Origin of the sequence: Nitrospira sp., assembly GCA_024760525.1 — a bacterium.
GTDB lineage: Bacteria > Nitrospirota > Nitrospiria > Nitrospirales > Nitrospiraceae > Nitrospira_D.
In genome coordinates this window covers 3,697,998-3,718,138 of the sequence record CP060499.1, presented here as the reverse complement: position 1 = coordinate 3,718,138, position 20,141 = coordinate 3,697,998, and the positions used below count along the sequence as shown (strand labels likewise).

Genomic DNA, 20,141 nt, shown 5'->3' with positions numbered 1-20,141 from the left:
TCGACACTTCGACAGTCAGATTAATCGCGCTTCTTTTAAGACGCGAATCAACTTCTCGCGTGTATCCTGTGCCATTGGGCAAAGTGGCAAGCGCAATTCCGGGTCAATCTTGCCCATGAGTCCTAAGGCTTCCTTGACGGGAATGGGGTTGGTCTCGAAGAACAACGCGGCAAAGAGAGGAGACAGCTTGAAATGAATCCGTCGAGCTTCGTCGATGTTCCCTTCTGCAAACGCCTTCACAAGACCAGCCATTTCAGTCGGCACGATATTGGCCGTGACCGTAATGACGCCATTTCCTCCGACCGCCATCATGGGTAGCGTGAGGGCATCGTCACCGGCTAACACGGTGAGACGGTCGCCGCACATCTGCACGATATCCGAAGCCTGTTGGACCGACCCACTTCCTTCCTTAACTCCGACGATTGTCTTGATGGCGGAGAGTCGAGCGATCGTCGCCGGTAGCATGTTGACTCCGGTACGACCAGGAATGTTGTACAGGACCAAAGGCAAGTCGACGGTTTCGGCGACCGCTTTATAGTGGCGATAGAGGCCTTCCTGGGTGGGTTTATTGTAGTAGGGGGTGATCAGCAAGGCCCCGTCGACACCAACTTGTTTTGCATGCTGGGTGAGCGCGATGGCCTCTTCCGTGCTGTTCGAGCCGGTTCCCGCGATGACCGGTACACGCCGCCGGACGACTTCAACCGTCAGCTCGATCACCCGATTGTGCTCGTCATGAGAAAGCGTGGCTGACTCGCCAGTGGTCCCGCAGGGAACAATGCCATTGGTGCCGTTGGCGATTTGCCATTCGATCAGCTCAGCCAAGGCGTGTTCGTCAACCTTGCCCTCTCGAAACGGCGTGACAATAGCGACAAGAGATCCGGTAAACATACTCATACCTGCTCGCGTAAGAACGGGGGAATCGTCTCTCCTTTAATAAGGTCGTCGTACGTTTCTCGTTCGCGGATGACGTGGAACTCTCCACCTTTGACGAGCACTTCCGGTACACGAGGTCGAGAGTTGTAATTGGAAGCCATGACAAAGCCGTAGGCCCCGGCGCTCATGACCGCCAACAACTCACCCGGCTTGACGTTCGGCAGCGACCTGTCCTTCGCCAGAAAATCTCCGGATTCACAGACCGGCCCAACGATATCCACCGTCTGTCTGGCCCGACGAGCCGCCTCCTCGTTCACCGGGCGTATCTCGTGGTAGGCTCCGTACAGGCTGGGCCGAATCAAATCGTTCATCGCAGCGTCGACAATGATGAAGCTCTTCGCTTCTCCTTCTTTCAGATACATGGCCTTTGTGACCAGGATTCCGGCATTCCCGACAATGACGCGTCCCGGTTCCATGACGAGCGTGATGTTCAACCCTTGCACGAGCGGCAAGATCGCATTGGAGAGGTCTTGAGGTAACGGCGGCTTTTCATCCGAGTACGTGATGCCAAGCCCGCCCCCGATATTCAGATAACGGATGTTGATGCCTTTCCCTTTCAAAGTCTCGACGAGACTGACGACCTTTTTCAAGGCTTCAATGAAGGGCGTGACATCCGTGAGCTGAGACCCGATATGTGCATGGACGCCAACAACATTGATATGGCTCATCGACGCGGCGAGGGAGAAGTCTTCCACCGCCCGATCCGCCGCGATGCCGAACTTACTTTTCTTGAGCCCGGTGGAAATATAAGGATGTGTTTTCGGATCGATATCAGGATTGATTCGCAGCGCCACGCGCGCTTTCTTGCCGACTTCGGCGGCGACTTGACTGAGAGCATGCAGCTCAGCCGGCGATTCCACGTTGAACATAAGGATATCCGCTTTGAGCGCATCACGAATTTCGTCGGGAGCCTTCCCGACTCCGGCAAATACGATCTTGGAGGCCGGGACACCGGCTTTCAAGGCGCGAAACAACTCTCCTCCTGAAACGATATCAACTCCGCTGCCTTCTCTGGCCATCAATCGCAAGATGGCGAGGTTGGAATTGGCTTTCATCGCAAACGCAAGGACGTGAGGAATATTCTTAAATGCCCCGTCGTAGGCATGAAAATGACGGACCAGTGTCTCATGGCTATAGATATAGCAAGGCGTACCGAGTTCCTTTGCTACGCGACTGACCGGTACCTGTTCGCAGTACAACTCTCCGTGGTGATACTCGAAGCTATGCATGGTGTCGACCCCCGAATTGATGTCGGTGTGCCAAGCGAGAACCTCTTACCGTGTCCCAACCGGGTATGACGGTGGCAGATTGATGTCAGGATTTTCAAGGGATGGGTCCCCTACGGCGGGGTCCACCGCGTCTCGTTCTGCCTCAAGTGCATGCTGTTTCTTTTGTTTGTCGATCGTGACGGCGACCCCCACGTATTCCGGTGGAACGGGAGAACCCACGACTCCGCAAGCAACGAATAAAGCTGCGGATGTAATGATCACGAGCATTCTCATGAGAGCAATTGCTCCAGCTCTTTGAGTCGTTGCTCAACCCGCCCCTTGGCTGTTCCGCCGATTTGTGTTTTGTGGTCGATTGCAGCGGCGGCGGTCAGCCGAGAAAACACTCCCTTTTCGATCCGGTCGCAAAACGTCTGTAACTCCTCGATCGATAAATCGGCCACGTCACGTCCTCGATCAAGGGCAGCCCGGACAATTCGTCCGGTGATACCGTGGGCTTCGCGAAAAGGCACTCCTCTCATGACCAAGTAGTCGGCTAGTTCCGTGGCAAGCAGTCCGCCTCCGTGCAATGCTCGCTTCAACGCCTCCCGGTTGATTTTGAGTCGGCGCATCAACTCCGTCATCACTCGAAGGGAGGATGCCACCGTATCGAGGGCATCAAAGAGCGCCGGCTTGTCCTCTTGCAGATCTCGATTATAACTTAAGGGCAGGGCTTTCAGCATGGTCAGGAGATTGACCAAGTGCCCGTATACGCGCCCCGTCTTTCCTCGGACCAGCTCGGGGACGTCCGGATTCTTCTTCTGCGGCATCATGCTGCTTCCCGTGCAGAAGGCATCCGGCAGATCGACGAACTGAAACTCCTGCGAGGCCCACACGATCAACTCTTCACTCAGCCGTGACAAATGCATCATCATGATCGAAAGGGCTGAGGCCACTTCAATCACAAAGTCGCGATCGGAGACCGCATCCATACTGTTCATGGTCACCGCAGGAAAGCCCAGTAATTCAGCCGTATATCGTCGGTTCAGCGGATAATTCGTACCAGCCAAAGCGCCCGACCCCAGTGGCATGACATTGAGCCGGCCTCTCGCGTCACGGAATCGACCTTTGTCTCGTTCGAACATCTCCACATACGCCAACAAGTGATGTGCAAACAAGACCGGCTGAGCCCGTTGCAAGTGGGTGTATCCGGGCATCATGACTGCCCGGTTCGCGCCGGCCTTTGCCACCAGCACACGTTGTAATTCAATTAATCCCTCATGCAGCTCGTCCAGCTGCGTGCGTAAATACAGCCGAATGTCCAATGCCACTTGATCGTTCCGGCTGCGTCCCGTGTGCAGTTTCCCCCCCAATGGTCCGATCACTTCAGTTAACCGGCGTTCGATCGCCATGTGGATATCTTCGTCTTGGGGCGAGAATGCAAATTGGCCACGGTCCAACTCTCGTTTGACTGATTCCAAACCGCGGACTATCGCGCGCGTCTCCGTCGGCGTCAGGACACGTGCCTTTTCCAGTGTCTTACAATGAGCGATGCTGCCGGCGATGTCCTCGGGGTACAGCCTGCTGTCGACGGCCACCGACCGGGTAAATGCTTCGACCAATCGATTGGTCTTCTCTCGAAATCGGCCCTCCCAGGCCTTACTCCCACCGGCCGGTTTCCGGTGGCGTTTGCTCTTGGCCATCAGGTCGACGCCTTTTTCCTCTGAGCACGGATCTTCAGCCGTAATGCGTTCAAGCGAATGAAGCCCTCCGCGTCTTTTTGATTGTACACGTCGTCTTCCTCGAACGTTGCGATGTCCAGCCGATAGAGGGACTTTTTCGATTTTCGTCCCACCAACGTACAGCTTCCCTTGTATAGTTTCACTCGCGCCGTGCCGCTCACGTCTTTCTGCGCTTCATCGATGGCTGTCTGCACCATTTCCCGCTCAGGGCTGAACCAATATCCGTTGTAAATCAGGTCGGCGAACCGGGGAATCAGACTGTCTCGGAAGTGGAGGACTTCACGGTCCATGGTCAGCGATTCGAGCCCGCGATGGGCGACGTGTAAAATCGTCCCTCCCGGTGTTTCATAGACTCCGCGCGACTTCATCCCGACATAGCGGTTTTCCACCAGATCGACCCGGCCGATCCCATGCGCGCCGCCCAACCTATTGAGGTGAGCGAGCAAGCCGGCCGGGCTCATCTTTTTGCCGTCGACCGCGACGGGGTTGCCCGCTTCATAGTCGATCTCGACTTCACGCGGCGTCTCAGGTGCCTTTTCCGGCGAGACGGTCATTTGAAATATCTCATCAGGAGGCGCCTCCCAAGGGTCTTCGAGAATACCGCCTTCATAACTGACGTGAAACAGATTTGGATCTGTGCTGTATGGCTTGGCTTTCGTCGCAGTCACGGGAATGCCGTGGCGATCGGCATACTCGATCAGTTCACGGCGAGATCGCATGGTCCATTCCCGCCAAGGCGCGATGATCTTCAGGCTGGGCGCGAGCGCCATGTATGTCAGCTCGAAACGTACCTGATCATTGCCCTTTCCCGTGGCTCCGTGCGACACTGCTTCGGCCCCTTCTTTCAGGGCGATTTCCGCTTGTCGGCGGGCGATCAGCGGCCGGGCGATCGAAGTGCCGAGGAGATAACAGCCCTCATACATGGCATTCCCACGTAACATGGGGAACACGTAATCTTTGACGAAGGTTTCTCGCAGATCCTCGACATAGACCTTCTTGACACCGAGCGCCTGGGCCTTTGCCTTGACGGCTTTCAAATCTTCACCCTGTCCAAGGTCGGCGCAAAACGCGATGACTTCGGCCTGATAGGTTTCCTGCAACCACTTGAGGATGACTGAAGTGTCGAGTCCGCCTGAATAGGCCAGGACAATTTTCTTGATCGGCTTTGGCTTCATGATGGCGAGCTTATCGCGTACCTTTCTTTCGGTTTAGCAACTGAGTCAAAATTGCCTTTTGCATGTGCAACCGGTTTTCGGCTTGATCAATCACCACCGACTGCGGGCCGTCCAACACCTCCGCTGTAATTTCTTCACCTCGATGTGCCGGCAAGCAGTGCATGACGATGGCGTCGGGTTTCGCCCGTTGCAGCAGCCGCTTGTTGAGCTGATAAGGGGCAAGTGTCCGCAATCGTCTTGTGTGCTCCCGTTCGCGACCCATGCTGATCCAGACGTCGGTATACACGACATCCGCTTCCTTCACTGCGACGAGAGGATTCTCCAACACTTCGATGGAGGCGCCGGTCGCTTGTCCATCTGCCCGTGCTTGATCGACCACTCGCCCATCCGGCTGATAGCCGGATGGGCACCCGATCGCCACACGCATCCCCATCTTGGCCCCCGCTTCGATCAGCGAATTGGCCACGTTGTTTCCATCCCCGATGTAGGCAAGGCTGAGCCCCGCCAATCGACCCTTGATTTCCTGAATCGTCAATAGATCGGACAACGCCTGACAGGGATGGCTATGGTCCGTCAGCCCGTTGATAACCGGCATGCTGGCTTCAGCCGACCACTCTTCGACGATAGAATGGTCATAGGTCCGAATCACGATACCGTCCAGGTAGCGGGACAAGACGCGTGCGGTGTCCGAGACCGTCTCCCCACGCGAAAGCTGAATGTCTCCCATGGGAAGAACCAGCGCATGGCCACCCAGCTGGTTCATTCCCGCCTCAAACGACACGCGAGTCCGTGTCGACGGTTTCTGAAACAACAGCCCCAATGTTTTTCCGGGTAGTAACCGGTGCGGTGTGCCTCGGCGCTGTTTGTGCTTAAGAGACATCGCCAGACGCAGCAAGTCGAGGACCTGCTTCCGCGGCATCGTCGCGACGTCCAACAGATCTTTGGCATAGGGTTCGGCACCCCTGCTATGTCGGACGGATCCGGTCATCAGTGGTGGGAGCCTTTCCCTGCGACCTGACGCTGGGTGAACAATGTACCAAGGAGCTCAATAAGTTTGTCGATCTCATTTTGCGTGATGATCAAAGGCGGCACAAATCGGAGCACCCGCTCGTTCGCGGCATTGATCAAGACACCACGGGCCAACGCATCGGCTACGATGGTTTTGGCATCAATCTCCAACTCCATACCCTGCAGCAAACCGAGGCCTCGCACGTCCTGCACGATTCGATGGCGGTCTTTACAGTCGGCCAACCCCTTCGCCAGATATTCACCCATGCGTTTCGCTTGATCGAGCACTCGTCCCTCGAGCAGCACCTGACACACGGTCAGCGCGGCGGCACAAGCCAGCGGGTTTCCACCGAATGTCGACGCATGGGAGCCGGGTGTAAACGCTGCGGCGACCGACTCCTTCGCGAGGCAGGCCCCGATCGGTACTCCCCCCGCAAGGCCCTTTGCCAGGGTCATGACGTCGGGCTGCACACCGAATTGTTCATAGGCGAAGAATGTGCCGGTTCTGCCCATGCCGGTTTGGATTTCGTCGAAAATAAGGAGAATGTCTTGTTGCGTACAGAGCTCACGCAGGCTCTTCAAATAATCCTGGTTGGCGACATGCACGCCGCCTTCCGCCTGAATCGGCTCCAGCATGATTGCTGCCGTTTGTTCGTTGACCATGGACTCGATTGCGCTGAAATCATTGAACGGGGCATAAGCAAACCCGGGCATCAGCGGTTCGAAGCCTTTCTGAACTTTTTCTTGTCCCGTGGCTGTGATCATTCCCAGCGTACGGCCATGGAACGAGTTCTTCATCGTGATCACTTCGAATCGGGCCGCTCCATGTCGCTCATGTCCATACCGTCGTGCCAGTTTGATCGCCGCTTCATTGGCTTCGGCTCCGCTGTTGCAGAAGAACACGCGATCGGCGAACGAGTGGTCCACCAGCAAGCGAGCCAGCTTTACCTGAGGTTCGGTGTAATAGAGGTTTGATGTGTGAATGAGTTGTGCCGCTTGACGTTGGATCGTCTTCACGAGATCCGGATGACCATGCCCCAAGATATTGACGGCGATCCCGCCGACGAAATCCAGATACTCTCGTCCCTCCAGGTCATACACCTTGGCGCCTCGCCCGCGTACGATTGAGACCGGCTGACGGCCGTAGGTCTGCATAAGGTACTTTGCGGCCTCGTCTTTCAATTCCTCGGTCGGCATGATGGCGTATCCCCTTATAAAAAAAGAAAAGCTAGCACAGGGCCAATAGGAAGAGCAATAAGCGGAATAGGGGCCGGACTGGCTGGAGGAAGGGTGGTTTTAGCGTGACAGGCAGTGATGTGCGATAAGCCATCTGCTCTTCGTCGGAGTATGGTAAGCTGCGTCGCCATGACGGCTTGTGGTCAGTGCCACCAACAGAATCCGGACGACGCCAATTTCTGTCATCAGTGCGGAACCAAGCTGGTCGAAGTCAAGGCCGCCACTGAGACGGCGGAGACTTCCACCGACCGGGTGATTCCAGTCGAGGACACCCTGTGGCGTCAGTTCATCGGCCCCAATGCCGACCACTACATGGCCGTCTTCAAGAAGTTTTCATCGAAAGGCCAACCGCGGTTCGCGCTGTCCTGGAACTGGCCGGCATTTCTCTACATCTCTTTTCTATGGTTTCTGTACCGCAAAATGTATCTGCACGCGTTCGTCTATGCCGTAGGTCCGATGGTTTCGACGTATCTCACGGGAGATTTTTCCGCCGGCATCGTCTGGAGCATCATGGCGGGGGCCACCGCAAACTACCTGTACTATTGGCATTGCCGTGAGCATATTGCCGAGATCAAGAAAGCCGGCCAGTTGGATGCTCCTGCCCTAGAAGGCGCCCTGAAAGAATCGGGCGGGGTGCAGCCCTACGTCATCTGGGTCGGCGTGTTCTTCTACATTATCTTTCTGGCTACGCTCATAAAGATGGCTCAAGATGGCTCACTCGATTTCGATAAGTCGCCAAGCAAACCGGCGAAGCAATCGGTGATGACGGCGCCGGCTTGACTTGAGACGGCAATTCGGTATTCTTGGTCCCCGGGCGAGATAGACACATTGACCACAAAGGATAGGCGATGGCTCGATTAGTGTTGCTACGTCATGGTGAATCGCAATGGAACCTGGAAAATCGTTTTACCGGTTGGGTGGACGTGCCGCTCTCCGCAAAAGGGGTCGAAGAAGCCAAACAAGCCGGTGAAAAGCTTCGGGAGATTAGGTTCGATCGTGCCTTCACATCAGTCCTCACCCGCGCGAATGAGACCCTGAGAATTGTCTTGGAGACCATCGGGCAAACCGCTATTTCCATCGAGAAGGACAAGGCGCTGAATGAACGGATGTATGGCGAGCTACAGGGGCTGAACAAGGCTGAAACCGCCATGAAGTACGGCGACGCGCAAGTGAAAATCTGGCGGAGAAGTTATGATGTGAGGCCGCCGGGTGGCGAAAGTCTTAAAGATACGGCAGAACGCGCGTTACCGTATTATGAGAGGATGATCAAACCACACATCCTGAGGGGAGAAACCATCATTGTGGCCGCGCATGGCAATAGTCTTCGCGCATTGGTGATGGAGTTGGACCAGTTGTCGAAAGAAGAGGTCTTGGAGCTGAACATCCCAACCGGCGTACCGCTGCTCTATGAATTCGATGAACGCGGTAAGGTATTGTCGCACCGCTATCTCTGAGCGTGGAGAGGATCCGACCTCAGCGCCTTTATCCTGCCTCGTCGAGTAATCGGCCGTATTCGGAAGCCGGCGCATAGTCGATCAACAACACCAGCAGCTTCTCGCGGTTCTCGGACGAGACGAGGCCTTGGTCTTCCATCAAAGACGCCGTCTCGGCGCAAATACCCATGTGGCTCATCCCTTCCTGATCGACCAGGTTGGTATAGCGCGCTTGCCGCTCATTGAAGTCGGCTTGATATTCACCCCAGGTGCCTGCCCCTAGCCTTCTCGAGTGCCACCACTCCATCTGAACGGACTCCATGAGTTCCTGTTTGATCGCGGCCCGATACCTGAGCGGGATGTGCGCATCGATCGCGGCAAAGACCCAATAGAGATTGAGCGATAGGATCTCACACGCCATCCGTCGGATGTCGGAGTCAAGAGCCTCAATACCGTATTCCTCAAGCTGCGCCGCCGTGATGGGCGGCGGCATGGTTTTGAACAACGCAGCTGCCGCTTCTGCCGGAGTCATAACGATCCTCGTATCGCTGGACAGATTACTGCACGACTTGTCGTACCCTCAAGCGGCTGGCCGTGTGCGAACCAGGCACGGGGAAGAATCACCGAACTGTTCTTGTCACGTCATGCGGCTTTGGCGGGGCGCCAGCGAAGGCCGACGTTCAGGAGTTCTTGCAGCAGTTCCTTGTACTGGTAGCCGACCTTCTTGGCTGAATCGGCGAAGTCTTCATCTTCGGCGATCTGTGGGTTGGGATTTGCTTCCAGGACGTAGAGTCCCCCGTCGGTATTCATCCGCATATCGATCCGGGCATAGCCGCTGAGCCCGAGTGCACGATAGACCTGCTTGGCGAGATCCTGAATTTCTTCAGCTTTGCCCTCCGGCAGATTCTCAGCCTCTCGTGAAGTGATCCCGTACTTCTTTTGATACGTCCGGCTCCATTTCACCCGCTCGGTGGCGATACGTTTGGCGTCATCCGGCAGCTTGTCCATGATGAGTTCCCACACCGGCAAGACTTGCAGCTGCGCATTGCCGATGATCCCCACATAGAACTCACGACCTTCGATGTACTGCTCGATCAGAGCTCCGGTTCCCACGCTATTGTGAATAAATGCCACCCGCTCACCCAGCTTGTCATCGTCCACGACAATCGACGCTTGCGAGATTCCCAGCGAGGCCTCCTCGCTGACCGATTTGACGATCAAGGGATAAGTCAGCCATTTAGGCCGCTTGACCGCACGTCCTTGAGGCACCTCAATGAACTCAGGGTAGGGGATTCGATGAAAGGACAACACCTTCTTAGTCAGGACTTTGTCGCGGGCCAACATCAATCCACGCGGGTTACAACCGGTGTAGGCCAGGTTCAGGAGTTCAAGGTACGACACGACGTGCTGATCATAGACGGCTACACCCGCGAACTCTTCCAAAAGGTTAAAGACGATGTCCGGCTTCACATGGTCGATGGCCGTGTGAATCACGCCGAGCTCGTTCTTGACTCCCAGCGGGGAGACCTCATGGCCGAGTTTCTTCAGCGTAGAGACGACGTCGTACTCTGTCCGCCACTCAACGGATTCCGGGTCGTAGCTTTCCACCTGGTCGGGAGGAACAAGGTCTTCATGCATGAGGACGAGCACCCGCAGTCGCTTCATAAGGCCACCCGATGCCGTCCGCTGCGCAGAAAATTCATGGTCTGAACGGTCAAAAGGATGGTGAAGTCCAGTTTGGCTTGCTCCTCCGCGATGGGAACCCGCAGATTAAGTTCCCGGCATCGTTGAATCATATCCTCCAGGACCTGATCGATTGTGTATTGGTACTCGCCGGTCCACGCGGCGACTTTACGCCGTACCTCTCGACGGAACCGATTGAGAAAGGTGGCGGCACTCAACTTATTTGCGTGGCATGGCATTGTAGAAAAGAGTCGCTTTAAATCCGGGTCGTACTGCAACTGCCGTTCGATTCCGTAATGTCTGCGTTTGCGTTCGTAGTGTTCGCGCAGTGTCTTTTTCAGGGTGGAAAGCGCATCGACTTCTTCGCATGTCGTGACGGAAGGAGAGACCCCTCGGAGTTCCTTCATGAGCCCATCGACATATCGGAGTTTCTTGAGCACGGGCCAACCCCGGTACCGTTCTTCCCATAATGAGTCCGGTGTGAGCCAGACGGCAAACGTTTCAGCGAAGTCCTCATCTGGATGGCTTTGGGCGTACCACAAGTCCAGATGGCGCACGAAGCTTCGACTGTAGGGCCGGGGGGAGTAGTACAGTGGATACTGCTGGGAGGACTTGCCAAAAATTTGCTGACGCGTTTTCCGGCGGCGAATCTTGTAGGCGTTCTCAATGGCGTGGCCAGCTTCATGGCGAAGAATGCGCAAACACCACTCCGTCGTCCCGCCTTCCACTTCCAGCAATTGGGCTTGTTCCAGCTTCGCGAGACGAGGATGGGCCAGATAGAAGGGGATGGCAATCCCAGGCACACCATCCGGTGTAAACCACTCGTTGGAGAGCCAGAAATGCGGCCGAAACAACAAGCGACATTCTTCCAGTTCGCGAGTCAGTTCAGCGATGGGTTGTTCGAGAAATCCGCCTTTGAGCCCCACGTGCAAGTCGCACATCGGGAGGTCCAATAGCGCTTCATCCGACCAGGATGCCCATTTGGGCTCGTCCTGACCGATGATCGGAGCCTTGTGAACATCGAAAATCGTGCGATCCATGATAGGCAAGTCTCTGAACTACTGCTGTTATGCCGTTCATGGAAAATATAGCACGTAGTGGTAATAACGCCTGATGCAGCCCTGTGGTTTGGAATGGAGGAGGCCGGCGAGGTGAAAATTGTACGGACAGTTCTAGTTCGAACCGCCCTAGGTCTTTAACGTTCCTTGACGTCGGGGAACTGTGAGAGTCGTGCCATCAACGCCGGTATGCCTTCCCAAATATGATCGATAACCGACTCCACATAAGCCCGTGCCTCGACGATATCGCATTCCCAATCAGGCAGAGCTTCGTGCAGATCGAGGATCGGGAGGTCTTGGCCGAACGACACTTCATTAAAGAGCGGAACCTTCAATCCGAATCGTTTTTGAATAAACTCGCGATGGCCCAGACCCATCGCGATGATCAGGTCGTTTCGGGCGACCAGTTCCTTCGTCAGAAGTCGTGGGATGTGCGCGGACGGATCGATGCCTCTTTGGATCAGGCGTTTGGTAATGACGGGATGGACTGTCTTGGATTTGGCTTCGATACCTGCCGATTCAACCCGGTAGGAGACGTGCTGGCCCAGCTGTGCCCGTAACGCGTATTCGGCCGCAACGCTCCGAAAAATATTTCCGGTACACACGAAGAGAATAGACTGCGCCATTATTGTTCGCCTCTCTACGAGATCAGACTGTCGACAAGGCAACGGTGGTGCGGCTACAATCCTGCCATGCTTATCCCGCTCACGCCAACACTCTCGCACAAATTAGACGAAGAAACAGAGAAGATGCAAACGCGTCTTTGCCGGCTGGTGGGCCAGGCGATTGCTGACTATCACCTCATCGATGATGGCGACAAAGTGATGGTCTGCCTGTCAGGCGGTAAAGACAGTTATGGTCTGCTGGATATTTTACTCGTGTTGCAGCGCCGGGCTCCAATTCGTTTCGGTGTAGTCGCCGTCAATCTCGACCAACGGCAGCCGGGATTCCCGGAACAGGTACTTCCACAGTACCTGAGCAGTCGAGGAATCCCTTTCCACATAGAATCCCGTGATACCTATTCAATCGTGAAGCGACTCATCCCTGAGGGGCAGACCACGTGTTCATTGTGCTCACGGTTACGGCGAGGACATTTGTATCGCATCGCCACTGAGCTTGGCGCCACCAAGATCGCGCTTGGCCATCACCGTGACGACATCATTGAAACCTTGTTTTTGAATCTTTTCTATTCGGGGAAACTCAAAGCCATCCCCCCGAAACTTCGTTCGAAGGATGGGCGACACATCGTCATCCGACCGCTGGCCATGGTCAAAGAGACCGACCTTGCACGATATGCCGAGCTGCGGGCGTTCCCGATCATTCCATGCGATCTCTGTGGGTCGCAGGAAGACCTCAAAAGAAAAAAAGTGAAGGCATTACTCCAGGAATGGGAGCGAACCTCGCCGGGCTGTTCAGACAGCATCGCCGCAGCGGTCGGGAACGTCGCCCCTGCTCTCCTCATGGATCCTCAACTCTTTGATTTTAAGTCGCTTGCATCAGTTGTAGGTAGTCAGACCGAGGGTGATGCTTGGCTAGACCAGGAACCGCCTCCTCCATAAGTTCCGGCACTTCTGGATACTGATCCCTGCCTGCCATGAAGGGTTCCTGTCTAAATTTCCGCAGTTAGGCCGAATCATGAAGAATTCTTCATGATCCTCTAATGCAGCCTTCACATTTCAAGGAGTATGCTTTCACTATGGAGAAAGGGGGTGAAGGTCGATGACGATGTTCCTTGCAGTGGTTGCACTGAGCATTATCGCTGGGGCGATGTATCGCGTGCCCTTACGCTTCTGTATCGTGAGACGTAAACAAAGAGCCCATTCCCATCGAGTTCTCCGAGCGCTCGTGTTTGTTATGGCCCTCCTTCCTGGTGTAGCAAATGCTCATGGCAATGTGGCGATCGATGAAGATAGCTGTGCCCAAAGGGTCGGAGGTAGTCTCGTCCATTTCAATGCGTATCAGCCGCAGAATGAAGCAAAAGCCCAGTATTGTACGGATATTCCTGGCGAAGGAGAAACGTTTCTTGTGGTCGATCTCGTTGATCCAGGTCTGCGCACGATGCCGGTGGGAGTGCGGGTTATCAGAGGACTCAACGAGACGACAGAAGATGACACCGTCGCGTACTGGCCACCGGCGATTCACCTGGATGGAGTAGTCAGAGGCGAAGCCAAGCTGGTTAAGGGTCTGTATAAGTTGATCATCACTCCGGAAGGGTCTAGTCCGTCGTCTTATCTGTTGCGAGTACAGCAAATCGATTATGCGACAATTGCCCGAAAAGCCATTGGGCCGTTGACCATCCTGCTTCTTCTTGCTTTACTTGCGTACGAGTTTTCGAAATCAAAACGATATAGGAACTGGCGGATCTCCGGTCAGTCGTGAAGGTTTCATCGATCAAGAGATTCGTATAACAAGGAGGATTCATTATGGCAAGTGACAGAGGGTACGATATTTCGCAGTGGTATGACTCGAAGCCGGTGAAGTTGGGCTGGCTGGCGATCCTGGGGATCGGGGTGTTTTGGGTGCTGTATCAACGGGCCTTCGGGTACTCGCACGGGTTAGACTCCATGACCCCGGAGTTCGATTCGGTGTGGATGGGGCTGTGGCGCTTTAACATTTTAGCGAACGCCGTGTTCTTTGCCGTGACGATCGGCTGGATTTGGGTGACGCGGGACCGGAACCTGGCGAACCTGGACCACAAGCTGGAGCTGAAGCGGTACTTTTACTGGATGGGGTGGCTGGTGTGCTACATCTGGGGCGTGTACTACGCGGGCAGCTATACGCTGGAGCAAGATGCGGCGTGGCACCAAGTGATCATCCGGGACACGAGCTTCACGGCGAGCCACATTGTGGCGTTCTACGGGACGTTCCCGTTGTACATCACGTGCGGGGTGGCGAGCTACCTGTATGCGCAGACGCGGTTACCGTTGTACGCGCAGGCGACGTCGTTCCCGCTGGTGGCGGCGGTGGTGGGGCCGATGTTCATCCTGCCGAACGTGGGGTTGAACGAGTGGGGGCATGCGTTCTGGTTCGTCGATGAATTGTTCTCGGCCCCGTTGCACTGGGGCTTTGTGACGTTGGGGTGGTGCGGGTTGTTCGGGGCAGCGGGCGGGGTGGCGGCGCAGATCGTGAGCCGGATGTCGAATCTGGCGGACGTGATCTGGAACAACGCGCCGAAGAGCATCCTGGATCCGTTCCCCAGCCAAGTGGGCCCCGGGCACAAGACCGTGTACTAAACGGGTGACCTGAGAGCGAGTGTGTCAGGGCGCGGCCCGGAGCTCCGTTGCAGGGGTTCCGGGCCGTCGCATTTCCACCCCCTGTCGAGAAATAGGAACCGTACTCGCTATTGTGGTGGCAATGAATAGGAGGCTCTCAGGCTAGGGGACCACACCGTCAACGGCGCATCAACCCAGGATAGAAAAGTCTATTGGCTTGAAATGGCCGTTGTTTGATCCTTCAGCGGAACAGGCTGTTAGGCCACATACCATATCCATCTCGGCCCGCAGGTCAATGTGGTCACCGGCCTTGGATATTGGTATGCCGACCGTCAACGCTCCTTGTGGGTCGATCTTGACGTTCATGAAGATATTAAATGTCGTAGAGATGTCGGCTCCTGAAATGCCGTATTCCTTCAGGGAAAGATAAAGGTTCTCGAAGCAGCTTGGATGATGGCCGTTGTGCTTGTACAGAATCTCAAACATCTCCTGGCTGCAGGGTGTTAGAAGGAAGTCATGCAAGCGGACAGTGTCTTCGAGAATAGTGAACATCGGTCTGCTGTCGTTTGCATAGAGAATATCACCAGTTGTTAAGTAGATCCGGCTCGCATAGTCCAATGATCTGCCGGAGGACAAGCGGCAGTCATGATCTTGCTCGCTGAATGAAAAGAGATCAGACACCTGTTCGCCAAGAGGGTCGATAACCCGTAATAGTTGGCCCCGTTTGATCGTAAACGAGCGGCCACTCTGCGGTGGAATGCGGATGATGTGAGAAGCGGTCATGTTGCGTCAGTCTTGCGCGCATGGAAGGGGCAAGACCATTCAGCTGGAACTGCACGACCGGAATATTGACGCGCCTCAGAATTTTCACCAAAGCTCGTCAACATCGGGTTGATTGATCCTTGGAATGTCATCTCGCGCCCTCTGATCGTCTGTTTCATAGTTTCAAACTTTTCGCGCGCGCGTAGGCGGTCAAACTGTTCGTGCAAATTGAACACCATGGTGGGATACGGGCGGGTTCGCGCGAGACGTGAAGACTTGGGGTGCATGCCGATGACATACATTGCACGACCACCGATGCTGAACGAAAAGTGATGGCTCTGAGGGTCGGAGTCGACACTCTTATCCCAAGTAAAGAAATTAGAATCAAGAGAGTGCATGCCTTGAAGCTGTTTCCACAATAGCTCTTCGAAGTGTTGTTCTGATTGGATTACCGGCCCACGGAACATCGCAATGAAGGTAATAAAATGGTCATCCACCACTGGGAATTCATGGGCGAAATTGTATAGGTCATGGCAAACGGCACGGGTGCTGCTGTCACAAGCCAGTTCTGGGTATAGCCCGAAACGATAGCTCTTTTGGCTGAATGCCGAGATTGCGCCGGTGCAGGGGTAAAACTGGCCTAAGATCTGCTGTCGTAGTTGTTCATGGGCATCAATGAGTTCAGCATCGACGGGTGCTTCAGGTGAAAAAGGTTTGGTGACTACCTTTCCGTTGAAGGCTGCGTAGCTTGAGATCAGGCGTCCCATTGGATCAGCCCATAAGGGGTTCCACTTATGGGCTTCGGTTGCTGTGGTGTTGGTGCTTCCAACGAGCGGCACGTGATGGAGATCTGGGCTCATGGTGAAACCTCACAGGTATCTTGAATCAAGGCGGCGGTGAACGGTTTCTCGTCCTTTGCTTTCACGGGTGTCTCTCTTGCGTTGAACGCTGTGTCCGGGACACAAGAGGGTCTTCCGATGAAGTCCTCAGATCTGCGCTGTATTTACGAGCAGTCTTATTGACGCAAAAACAATAGAGGGCTCCGTCCAGTTTGGACCATAGGCGTGGGAACCGAACCAACTGGCCGGTCATCTTAGACAGCACACGTTCCATGAGGTAAATGCCTGAGACGCGACGTAAGTAGCTGACCTGCAGCATAGTATTTACCCAGCGAACGATGGGCCACACCCACGTCGTGGGCCGTAACATGATCTTTTCATTCACCAGGTAATCAAAGAATTCGCGCCGGAGAGCCTTACCATAAGGGATTGAAGGATCTGAGAAAAGCACCACGGACCCCATTTTGGACTGCCCAAAGAGGTGTCTTGGTACACCTGCCTCCTCGGCAATACGCCTGGCAATCGGACGATCATAGGAGTTACGCATTCGCCACGGATCCATCTCAGCTGATTCCGTAATTTCAACAATCTCTGCCCGACGCCGAGCTCCAATGAACGGCAACGGCAGATGGATCAAACCGACAACGAGTCTCCACTCCCCCATCCCCGAGCCTCCCAGATCTCCATGCCGCAAATCAGGATTTAGGCAAGGCCACTCTACCTTATCCGCTTTGGGGCGCCAGAGTTCACCAATGACGCCGGTGAGGAGCACGCTGACCGTTGAGAGCTGATTCCCGATGTCCATTAGGTTCGCATCTTGGTTGTGGTGAAGTGCGCAGTAGTACAGATACTCCTGGTCGAAGTTCTCGACAAAGGCGCGTCGATTGATTCGGAAGCATGGAAGGTCGAGCGCGGCACAAATCTCTCCGCCGTCATCATCTGCCAGGTTGTTCTCTTCATGATGTGCGAGGGACCGCTTGCTCTTGGCGTTAGGAACGGTGAACACCTTGTCGATTCCTGACGAACGAGCCAGTGTGTTCACTGCCGTCGAATCGTAACCCTTCGACTGAGTGGACACGATTTGTAACGGCCACGTCCGTGCCTTGTCGCGAGCATTGGCGGCGATCCGTGTGTAGCTCCCTTGCATGTAGTCACAGTACTGTTTGAAGGAAGTGAACTGCGGCGGCATCTGCTTTTCCAGTTCAATGATCCGGTCTTGAGTGATCTCTAAATTTCGATACATCAGACGGCGGACTTTGCCTCCCACTGTTGGGATGTCTCGTCGATAGTCATGGATTCCGTCAAGAATTGAATGGCAGATCGCGGCATACTCTTGGTAATGAGGGTCCAGACAATGTTGCGTATGAGCCAGCAGTAGGGGCAGGGAATTAGAGACGATGACGTGGTCACCGGCGTCGTCATAATATAAATGATCGGTTGTTGCTGTGCTGGGGACAAAGCGAACTGAATCCTCAATCAGTAGACCTCCTGAGCCAAAGACGCAATCGGTTGTCCCAAATTCGCCGAGGTCAAATGGACCATCCCATACTCCTTCTATGAAGAACGACCGGCGTACTTCGACTCGCAAGCCGTGGGTTAGCGTAACGATGCCGTTTAACCGATCCGTATGGGCGACCCATGCCAATAGCGGTAGTCGGGCATTTGCGAGCGCACGCAAAGTCCAGGCTACTTTGCTCGGTTGCTGTGCTGCCGGAAGTTGGGCCGACCGTGGTTGCTTGATCACTGAGTGATTCAATGGAATCTCCTCTCACAGCTAAACTGTGATCTAGGAGCATTACTAGTTCCCAAACCATACATAAGTTAATGAAAGAAGTATGAAACTGACTGCACTTCACGAATATCCATCTTAAGAGTTACATATATATACGTATTTTCTAGCTCAATACATTTAAACGAATGCTTATTTAAGTTATTGAATTAATATGTTTTTTAGATTAATGGAGAACTAGCTGCTGATATTGTTGGCTAGGGAGCGCTCATGCCATTCACCAGCTCATCAACGCCATACGGAACGATGCTTGGAAACTGATAGAGACATCAGTCTCTACTCGTAAAGGATAAACGGAACTAAACTCACCACAATCAGAGGACTTCTTGAAGGCCTTATGCTGACGGGTAACCCTTCCATATGGTCTGGCTTGTTGTGCTCTGCAACCGTACAGACAGCTCGCGGATTGAAAAGTGTGCACTTAATCAATCCTGACCGACGCCCATTATCTCAGCATTTTAGGATTCCCTCTTTTGGGGGAAGTGCAACATGCTACGCGTAAAGGCGAGTAATTTTCCTGCCGACTTTAGTAGTATTTTGAGATGGGGCACATCTTCCTGGAGACAGTCAGCTGAAGCAACGCAGAAACACCAACGATTGCTCCAGTGACACGCTCACTTGTTTGATTTGGATGTCTGCAAACGCTTGAAAAGGTTGGTTGCGGGGAGAGGATTTGAACCTCTGACCTTTGGGTTATGAGGCCGTAAAGACGAATTTCGTAATGCCCTGATCTTTCGTCTGGTTTCTCGCTTTAATAATTGAATCAATGACTTGTAGGATTCTATCTGTTGCGATGGTTCTCATCAATTCTGTCTCTTCAAGCGGCTTTTAGCACAATTTTCGCACAGTCACTTTCCGCATGAGAATAGAGCTGCCGAAGGAGTCGCGGGTCAAGCCATCGGGGAGACGGCGGTTCGGGTGGCCACCCTAGACCCGCGACAAACGTTTGCCGACGGACCGGCTTGGGGAGCGTCATCTCGGCTTGCCTTGATCCATCCTAATCTGTGCTCCGCAGACCGTGCACCCGTATTCTCCGATGAGGTAGGTACCGTCTTCTGTCATGAGGAGTTTCACTTGGTTATGCGAGCAGGGATGCCTGACTTTCGAAGCCCATTCTTTCCGTAATTCACCCGCCTGTTTCTTTGTCATGATAGTCAACAGTCCGTTCCATCCGGGTGTTAATTCGTGGAGCTGCGCCGTTCAAGGAACATAGATGGCTGATCTGTCTTTGTTTTCCTGTTGCTGCGGAGGCTCTCTCTTTTGCAGCGAGTTCTGTACAGCCTGAAGGAGTTCAGAGACAAGACAACTGCCGCCTACTGTGCGGTTCTCACCGTGCTTCTTGGCTACGTTTAAAAACTTATATCTGACGGCTCGATCGGAGAATCCGATGATCGGGACAGTTGGCGCTTCTCGACGTAATGTCATAATAACCTCTAACCCATCGTTCTCGGGTGTGAATACGTTGGTGACCACAAGTTCGATGCCTCTTTGATGAAAGAGATCAAGACCTTCAATGCCGTTACCGGCTGCAAGCACGCGGTGTCCCATTGCCTCCAAAATCTTCTGGAAGCGAGATCGGATCTGCGGGTCGTCGTCAATCACTAAAATGGTCGCCAAGGGCTCGCTCCCTCACGAGGGGTGTACTCAAAGAAAATGGTGGTCATCGGTCTACGACGATGGAAGCCGCAACTCACACTCTCGCTCCATCTGGTATCAGAGGAAGTGTTCGAGTTTCAGATGAGACTGAAATGCAGAGAAACTAGACGAGAGGAGGATGAAAGATAGCGCTCAACACGTCGGGAAGATAACGCGTAAGGGGGCCATGAGATGACATGCGGGATTGGCTGTTGTTGGTCAGGGCCAGAAAAGTCTGTGGAATAGACCATCCTTCGAGAACCATGACAGAGAGGGGGTCGAGTTGCTCGACTGTGTCTAGCAGAGTCGCCGGCACACCTAACACCTGCAGAACGACACACAGGCACAGGAACACGATGAGACAGATACTCGCGTAGGCATGCAGTTGCTGACGGCTGAATAATCTGAGCAGCATCACTAAGTAAAACTAT

21 protein-coding genes are annotated in these 20,141 nt (G+C 54.3%); 5 read left to right on the top strand and 16 right to left on the bottom strand.

Translation table 11 applies throughout. The annotated features are described in order from the left end of the window. Nucleotides 1-15: 15 nt before the first annotated feature. Genes H8K04_17480 through H8K04_17450 form a run of 7 tightly spaced genes read right to left on the bottom strand, consistent with a single transcriptional unit; the run spans nt 16 to nt 7,260 of the window. Nucleotides 16-888, bottom strand: a complete 873-nt coding sequence (locus H8K04_17480; GenBank protein ID UVT15570.1) for a 4-hydroxy-tetrahydrodipicolinate synthase — start codon at nt 886-888, stop codon at nt 16-18. 2 nt (nt 889-890) lie between these two features. Beyond that, the gene (lysA, locus tag H8K04_17475; protein UVT15569.1) at nt 891-2,162 is read right to left on the bottom strand and encodes a diaminopimelate decarboxylase; all 1,272 of its coding nucleotides are present in this window, start codon (nt 2,160-2,162) and stop codon (nt 891-893) included. 45 nt (nt 2,163-2,207) lie between these two features. Beyond that, nucleotides 2,208-2,435: a hypothetical protein gene (locus H8K04_17470; GenBank protein UVT15568.1), complete on the bottom strand. Its 228-nt coding sequence runs from the start codon at nt 2,433-2,435 to the stop codon at nt 2,208-2,210. After that, the gene (gene argH, locus H8K04_17465; protein UVT15567.1) at nt 2,432-3,841 is read right to left on the bottom strand and encodes an argininosuccinate lyase; all 1,410 of its coding nucleotides are present in this window, start codon (nt 3,839-3,841) and stop codon (nt 2,432-2,434) included. Before argH ends, H8K04_17470 begins: the two co-directional genes overlap by 4 nt. Beyond that, nucleotides 3,841-5,055: an argininosuccinate synthase gene (locus H8K04_17460; GenBank protein ID UVT15566.1), complete on the bottom strand. Its 1,215-nt coding sequence runs from the start codon at nt 5,053-5,055 to the stop codon at nt 3,841-3,843. The genes argH and H8K04_17460 overlap by 1 nt, the downstream gene beginning before the upstream one ends. A 10-nt stretch (nt 5,056-5,065) precedes the next feature. Beyond that, complete coding sequence (argF, locus tag H8K04_17455; protein ID UVT15565.1) at nt 5,066-6,043, bottom strand: ornithine carbamoyltransferase; 978 nt, start codon at nt 6,041-6,043, stop codon at nt 5,066-5,068. Continuing rightward, nucleotides 6,043-7,260, bottom strand: coding sequence for an acetylornithine transaminase (locus H8K04_17450; protein ID UVT15564.1), 1,218 nt, complete (start codon nt 7,258-7,260; stop codon nt 6,043-6,045). The genes argF and H8K04_17450 overlap by 1 nt, the downstream gene beginning before the upstream one ends. 168 nt (nt 7,261-7,428) lie before the next feature. Between H8K04_17450 and H8K04_17445 the strand changes: the two genes are divergently transcribed. Both H8K04_17445 and H8K04_17440 read left to right on the top strand, forming a co-directional pair. Next, the gene (locus tag H8K04_17445; protein ID UVT15563.1) at nt 7,429-8,079 is read left to right on the top strand and encodes a DUF2628 domain-containing protein; all 651 of its coding nucleotides are present in this window, start codon (nt 7,429-7,431) and stop codon (nt 8,077-8,079) included. 68 nt (nt 8,080-8,147) lie between these two features. Continuing rightward, nucleotides 8,148-8,753 (top strand): 2,3-bisphosphoglycerate-dependent phosphoglycerate mutase, encoded by a 606-nt coding sequence (locus tag H8K04_17440; GenBank protein ID UVT15562.1) that lies wholly within the window; start codon nt 8,148-8,150, stop codon nt 8,751-8,753. Between the two features lie 28 nt (nt 8,754-8,781). Here the strand turns inward: H8K04_17440 and H8K04_17435 are convergent, their stop codons facing one another. The 4 genes from H8K04_17435 to H8K04_17420 form a co-directional block, all read right to left on the bottom strand. Further along, nucleotides 8,782-9,264: a hypothetical protein gene (locus tag H8K04_17435; GenBank protein UVT15561.1), complete on the bottom strand. Its 483-nt coding sequence runs from the start codon at nt 9,262-9,264 to the stop codon at nt 8,782-8,784. A gap of 110 nt (nt 9,265-9,374) precedes the next feature. Further along, nucleotides 9,375-10,397 carry an ATP-grasp domain-containing protein gene (locus H8K04_17430; protein ID UVT15560.1) on the bottom strand — a complete coding sequence of 341 codons (1,023 nt, stop codon included), beginning with the start codon at nt 10,395-10,397 and terminating at the stop codon, nt 9,375-9,377. Continuing rightward, nucleotides 10,394-11,455 (bottom strand): putative zinc-binding metallopeptidase, encoded by a 1,062-nt coding sequence (locus H8K04_17425; GenBank protein ID UVT15559.1) that lies wholly within the window; start codon nt 11,453-11,455, stop codon nt 10,394-10,396. The genes H8K04_17430 and H8K04_17425 overlap by 4 nt, the downstream gene beginning before the upstream one ends. A 155-nt stretch (nt 11,456-11,610) precedes the next feature. Then, complete coding sequence (locus H8K04_17420) at nt 11,611-12,099, bottom strand: hypothetical protein (GenBank protein ID UVT15558.1); 489 nt, start codon at nt 12,097-12,099, stop codon at nt 11,611-11,613. A 66-nt stretch (nt 12,100-12,165) separates the two neighbouring features. Here H8K04_17420 and ttcA point away from each other — a divergent pair, with 66 nt between their 5' ends. From ttcA to H8K04_17405, 3 genes are all read left to right on the top strand, one after another. Next, on the top strand, nt 12,166-13,032 hold the full coding sequence (gene ttcA, locus H8K04_17415; protein UVT15557.1) for a tRNA 2-thiocytidine(32) synthetase TtcA: 867 nt from the start codon (nt 12,166-12,168) through the stop codon (nt 13,030-13,032). Nucleotides 13,033-13,327: 295 nt separating this feature from the next. Beyond that, nucleotides 13,328-13,852: a hypothetical protein gene (locus tag H8K04_17410; GenBank protein ID UVT18032.1), complete on the top strand. Its 525-nt coding sequence runs from the start codon at nt 13,328-13,330 to the stop codon at nt 13,850-13,852. 44 nt (nt 13,853-13,896) lie between these two features. Beyond that, nucleotides 13,897-14,706, top strand: a complete 810-nt coding sequence (locus tag H8K04_17405; GenBank protein ID UVT15556.1) for a methane monooxygenase/ammonia monooxygenase subunit C — start codon at nt 13,897-13,899, stop codon at nt 14,704-14,706. Nucleotides 14,707-14,874: 168 nt separating this feature from the next. Here the strand turns inward: H8K04_17405 and H8K04_17400 are convergent, their stop codons facing one another. The 5 genes from H8K04_17400 to H8K04_17380 form a co-directional block, all read right to left on the bottom strand. Continuing rightward, entirely contained in the window at nt 14,875-15,468 is a 594-nt protein-coding gene (locus H8K04_17400) for an urea carboxylase-associated family protein (GenBank protein UVT15555.1), read from the bottom strand. Next, nucleotides 15,465-16,307 (bottom strand): YqcI/YcgG family protein, encoded by an 843-nt coding sequence (locus H8K04_17395; protein ID UVT15554.1) that lies wholly within the window; start codon nt 16,305-16,307, stop codon nt 15,465-15,467. The genes H8K04_17400 and H8K04_17395 overlap by 4 nt, the downstream gene beginning before the upstream one ends. Before the next feature lie 61 nt (nt 16,308-16,368). Continuing rightward, complete coding sequence (locus H8K04_17390) at nt 16,369-18,042, bottom strand: hypothetical protein (GenBank protein ID UVT15553.1); 1,674 nt, start codon at nt 18,040-18,042, stop codon at nt 16,369-16,371. A 1,233-nt stretch (nt 18,043-19,275) separates the two neighbouring features. Then, nucleotides 19,276-19,692, bottom strand: coding sequence for a response regulator (locus tag H8K04_17385; protein ID UVT15552.1), 417 nt, complete (start codon nt 19,690-19,692; stop codon nt 19,276-19,278). Nucleotides 19,693-19,834: 142 nt separating this feature from the next. Beyond that, nucleotides 19,835-20,125, bottom strand: a complete 291-nt coding sequence (locus tag H8K04_17380; GenBank protein UVT15551.1) for a hypothetical protein — start codon at nt 20,123-20,125, stop codon at nt 19,835-19,837. Between the last annotated feature and the right edge of the window lie 16 nt (nt 20,126-20,141).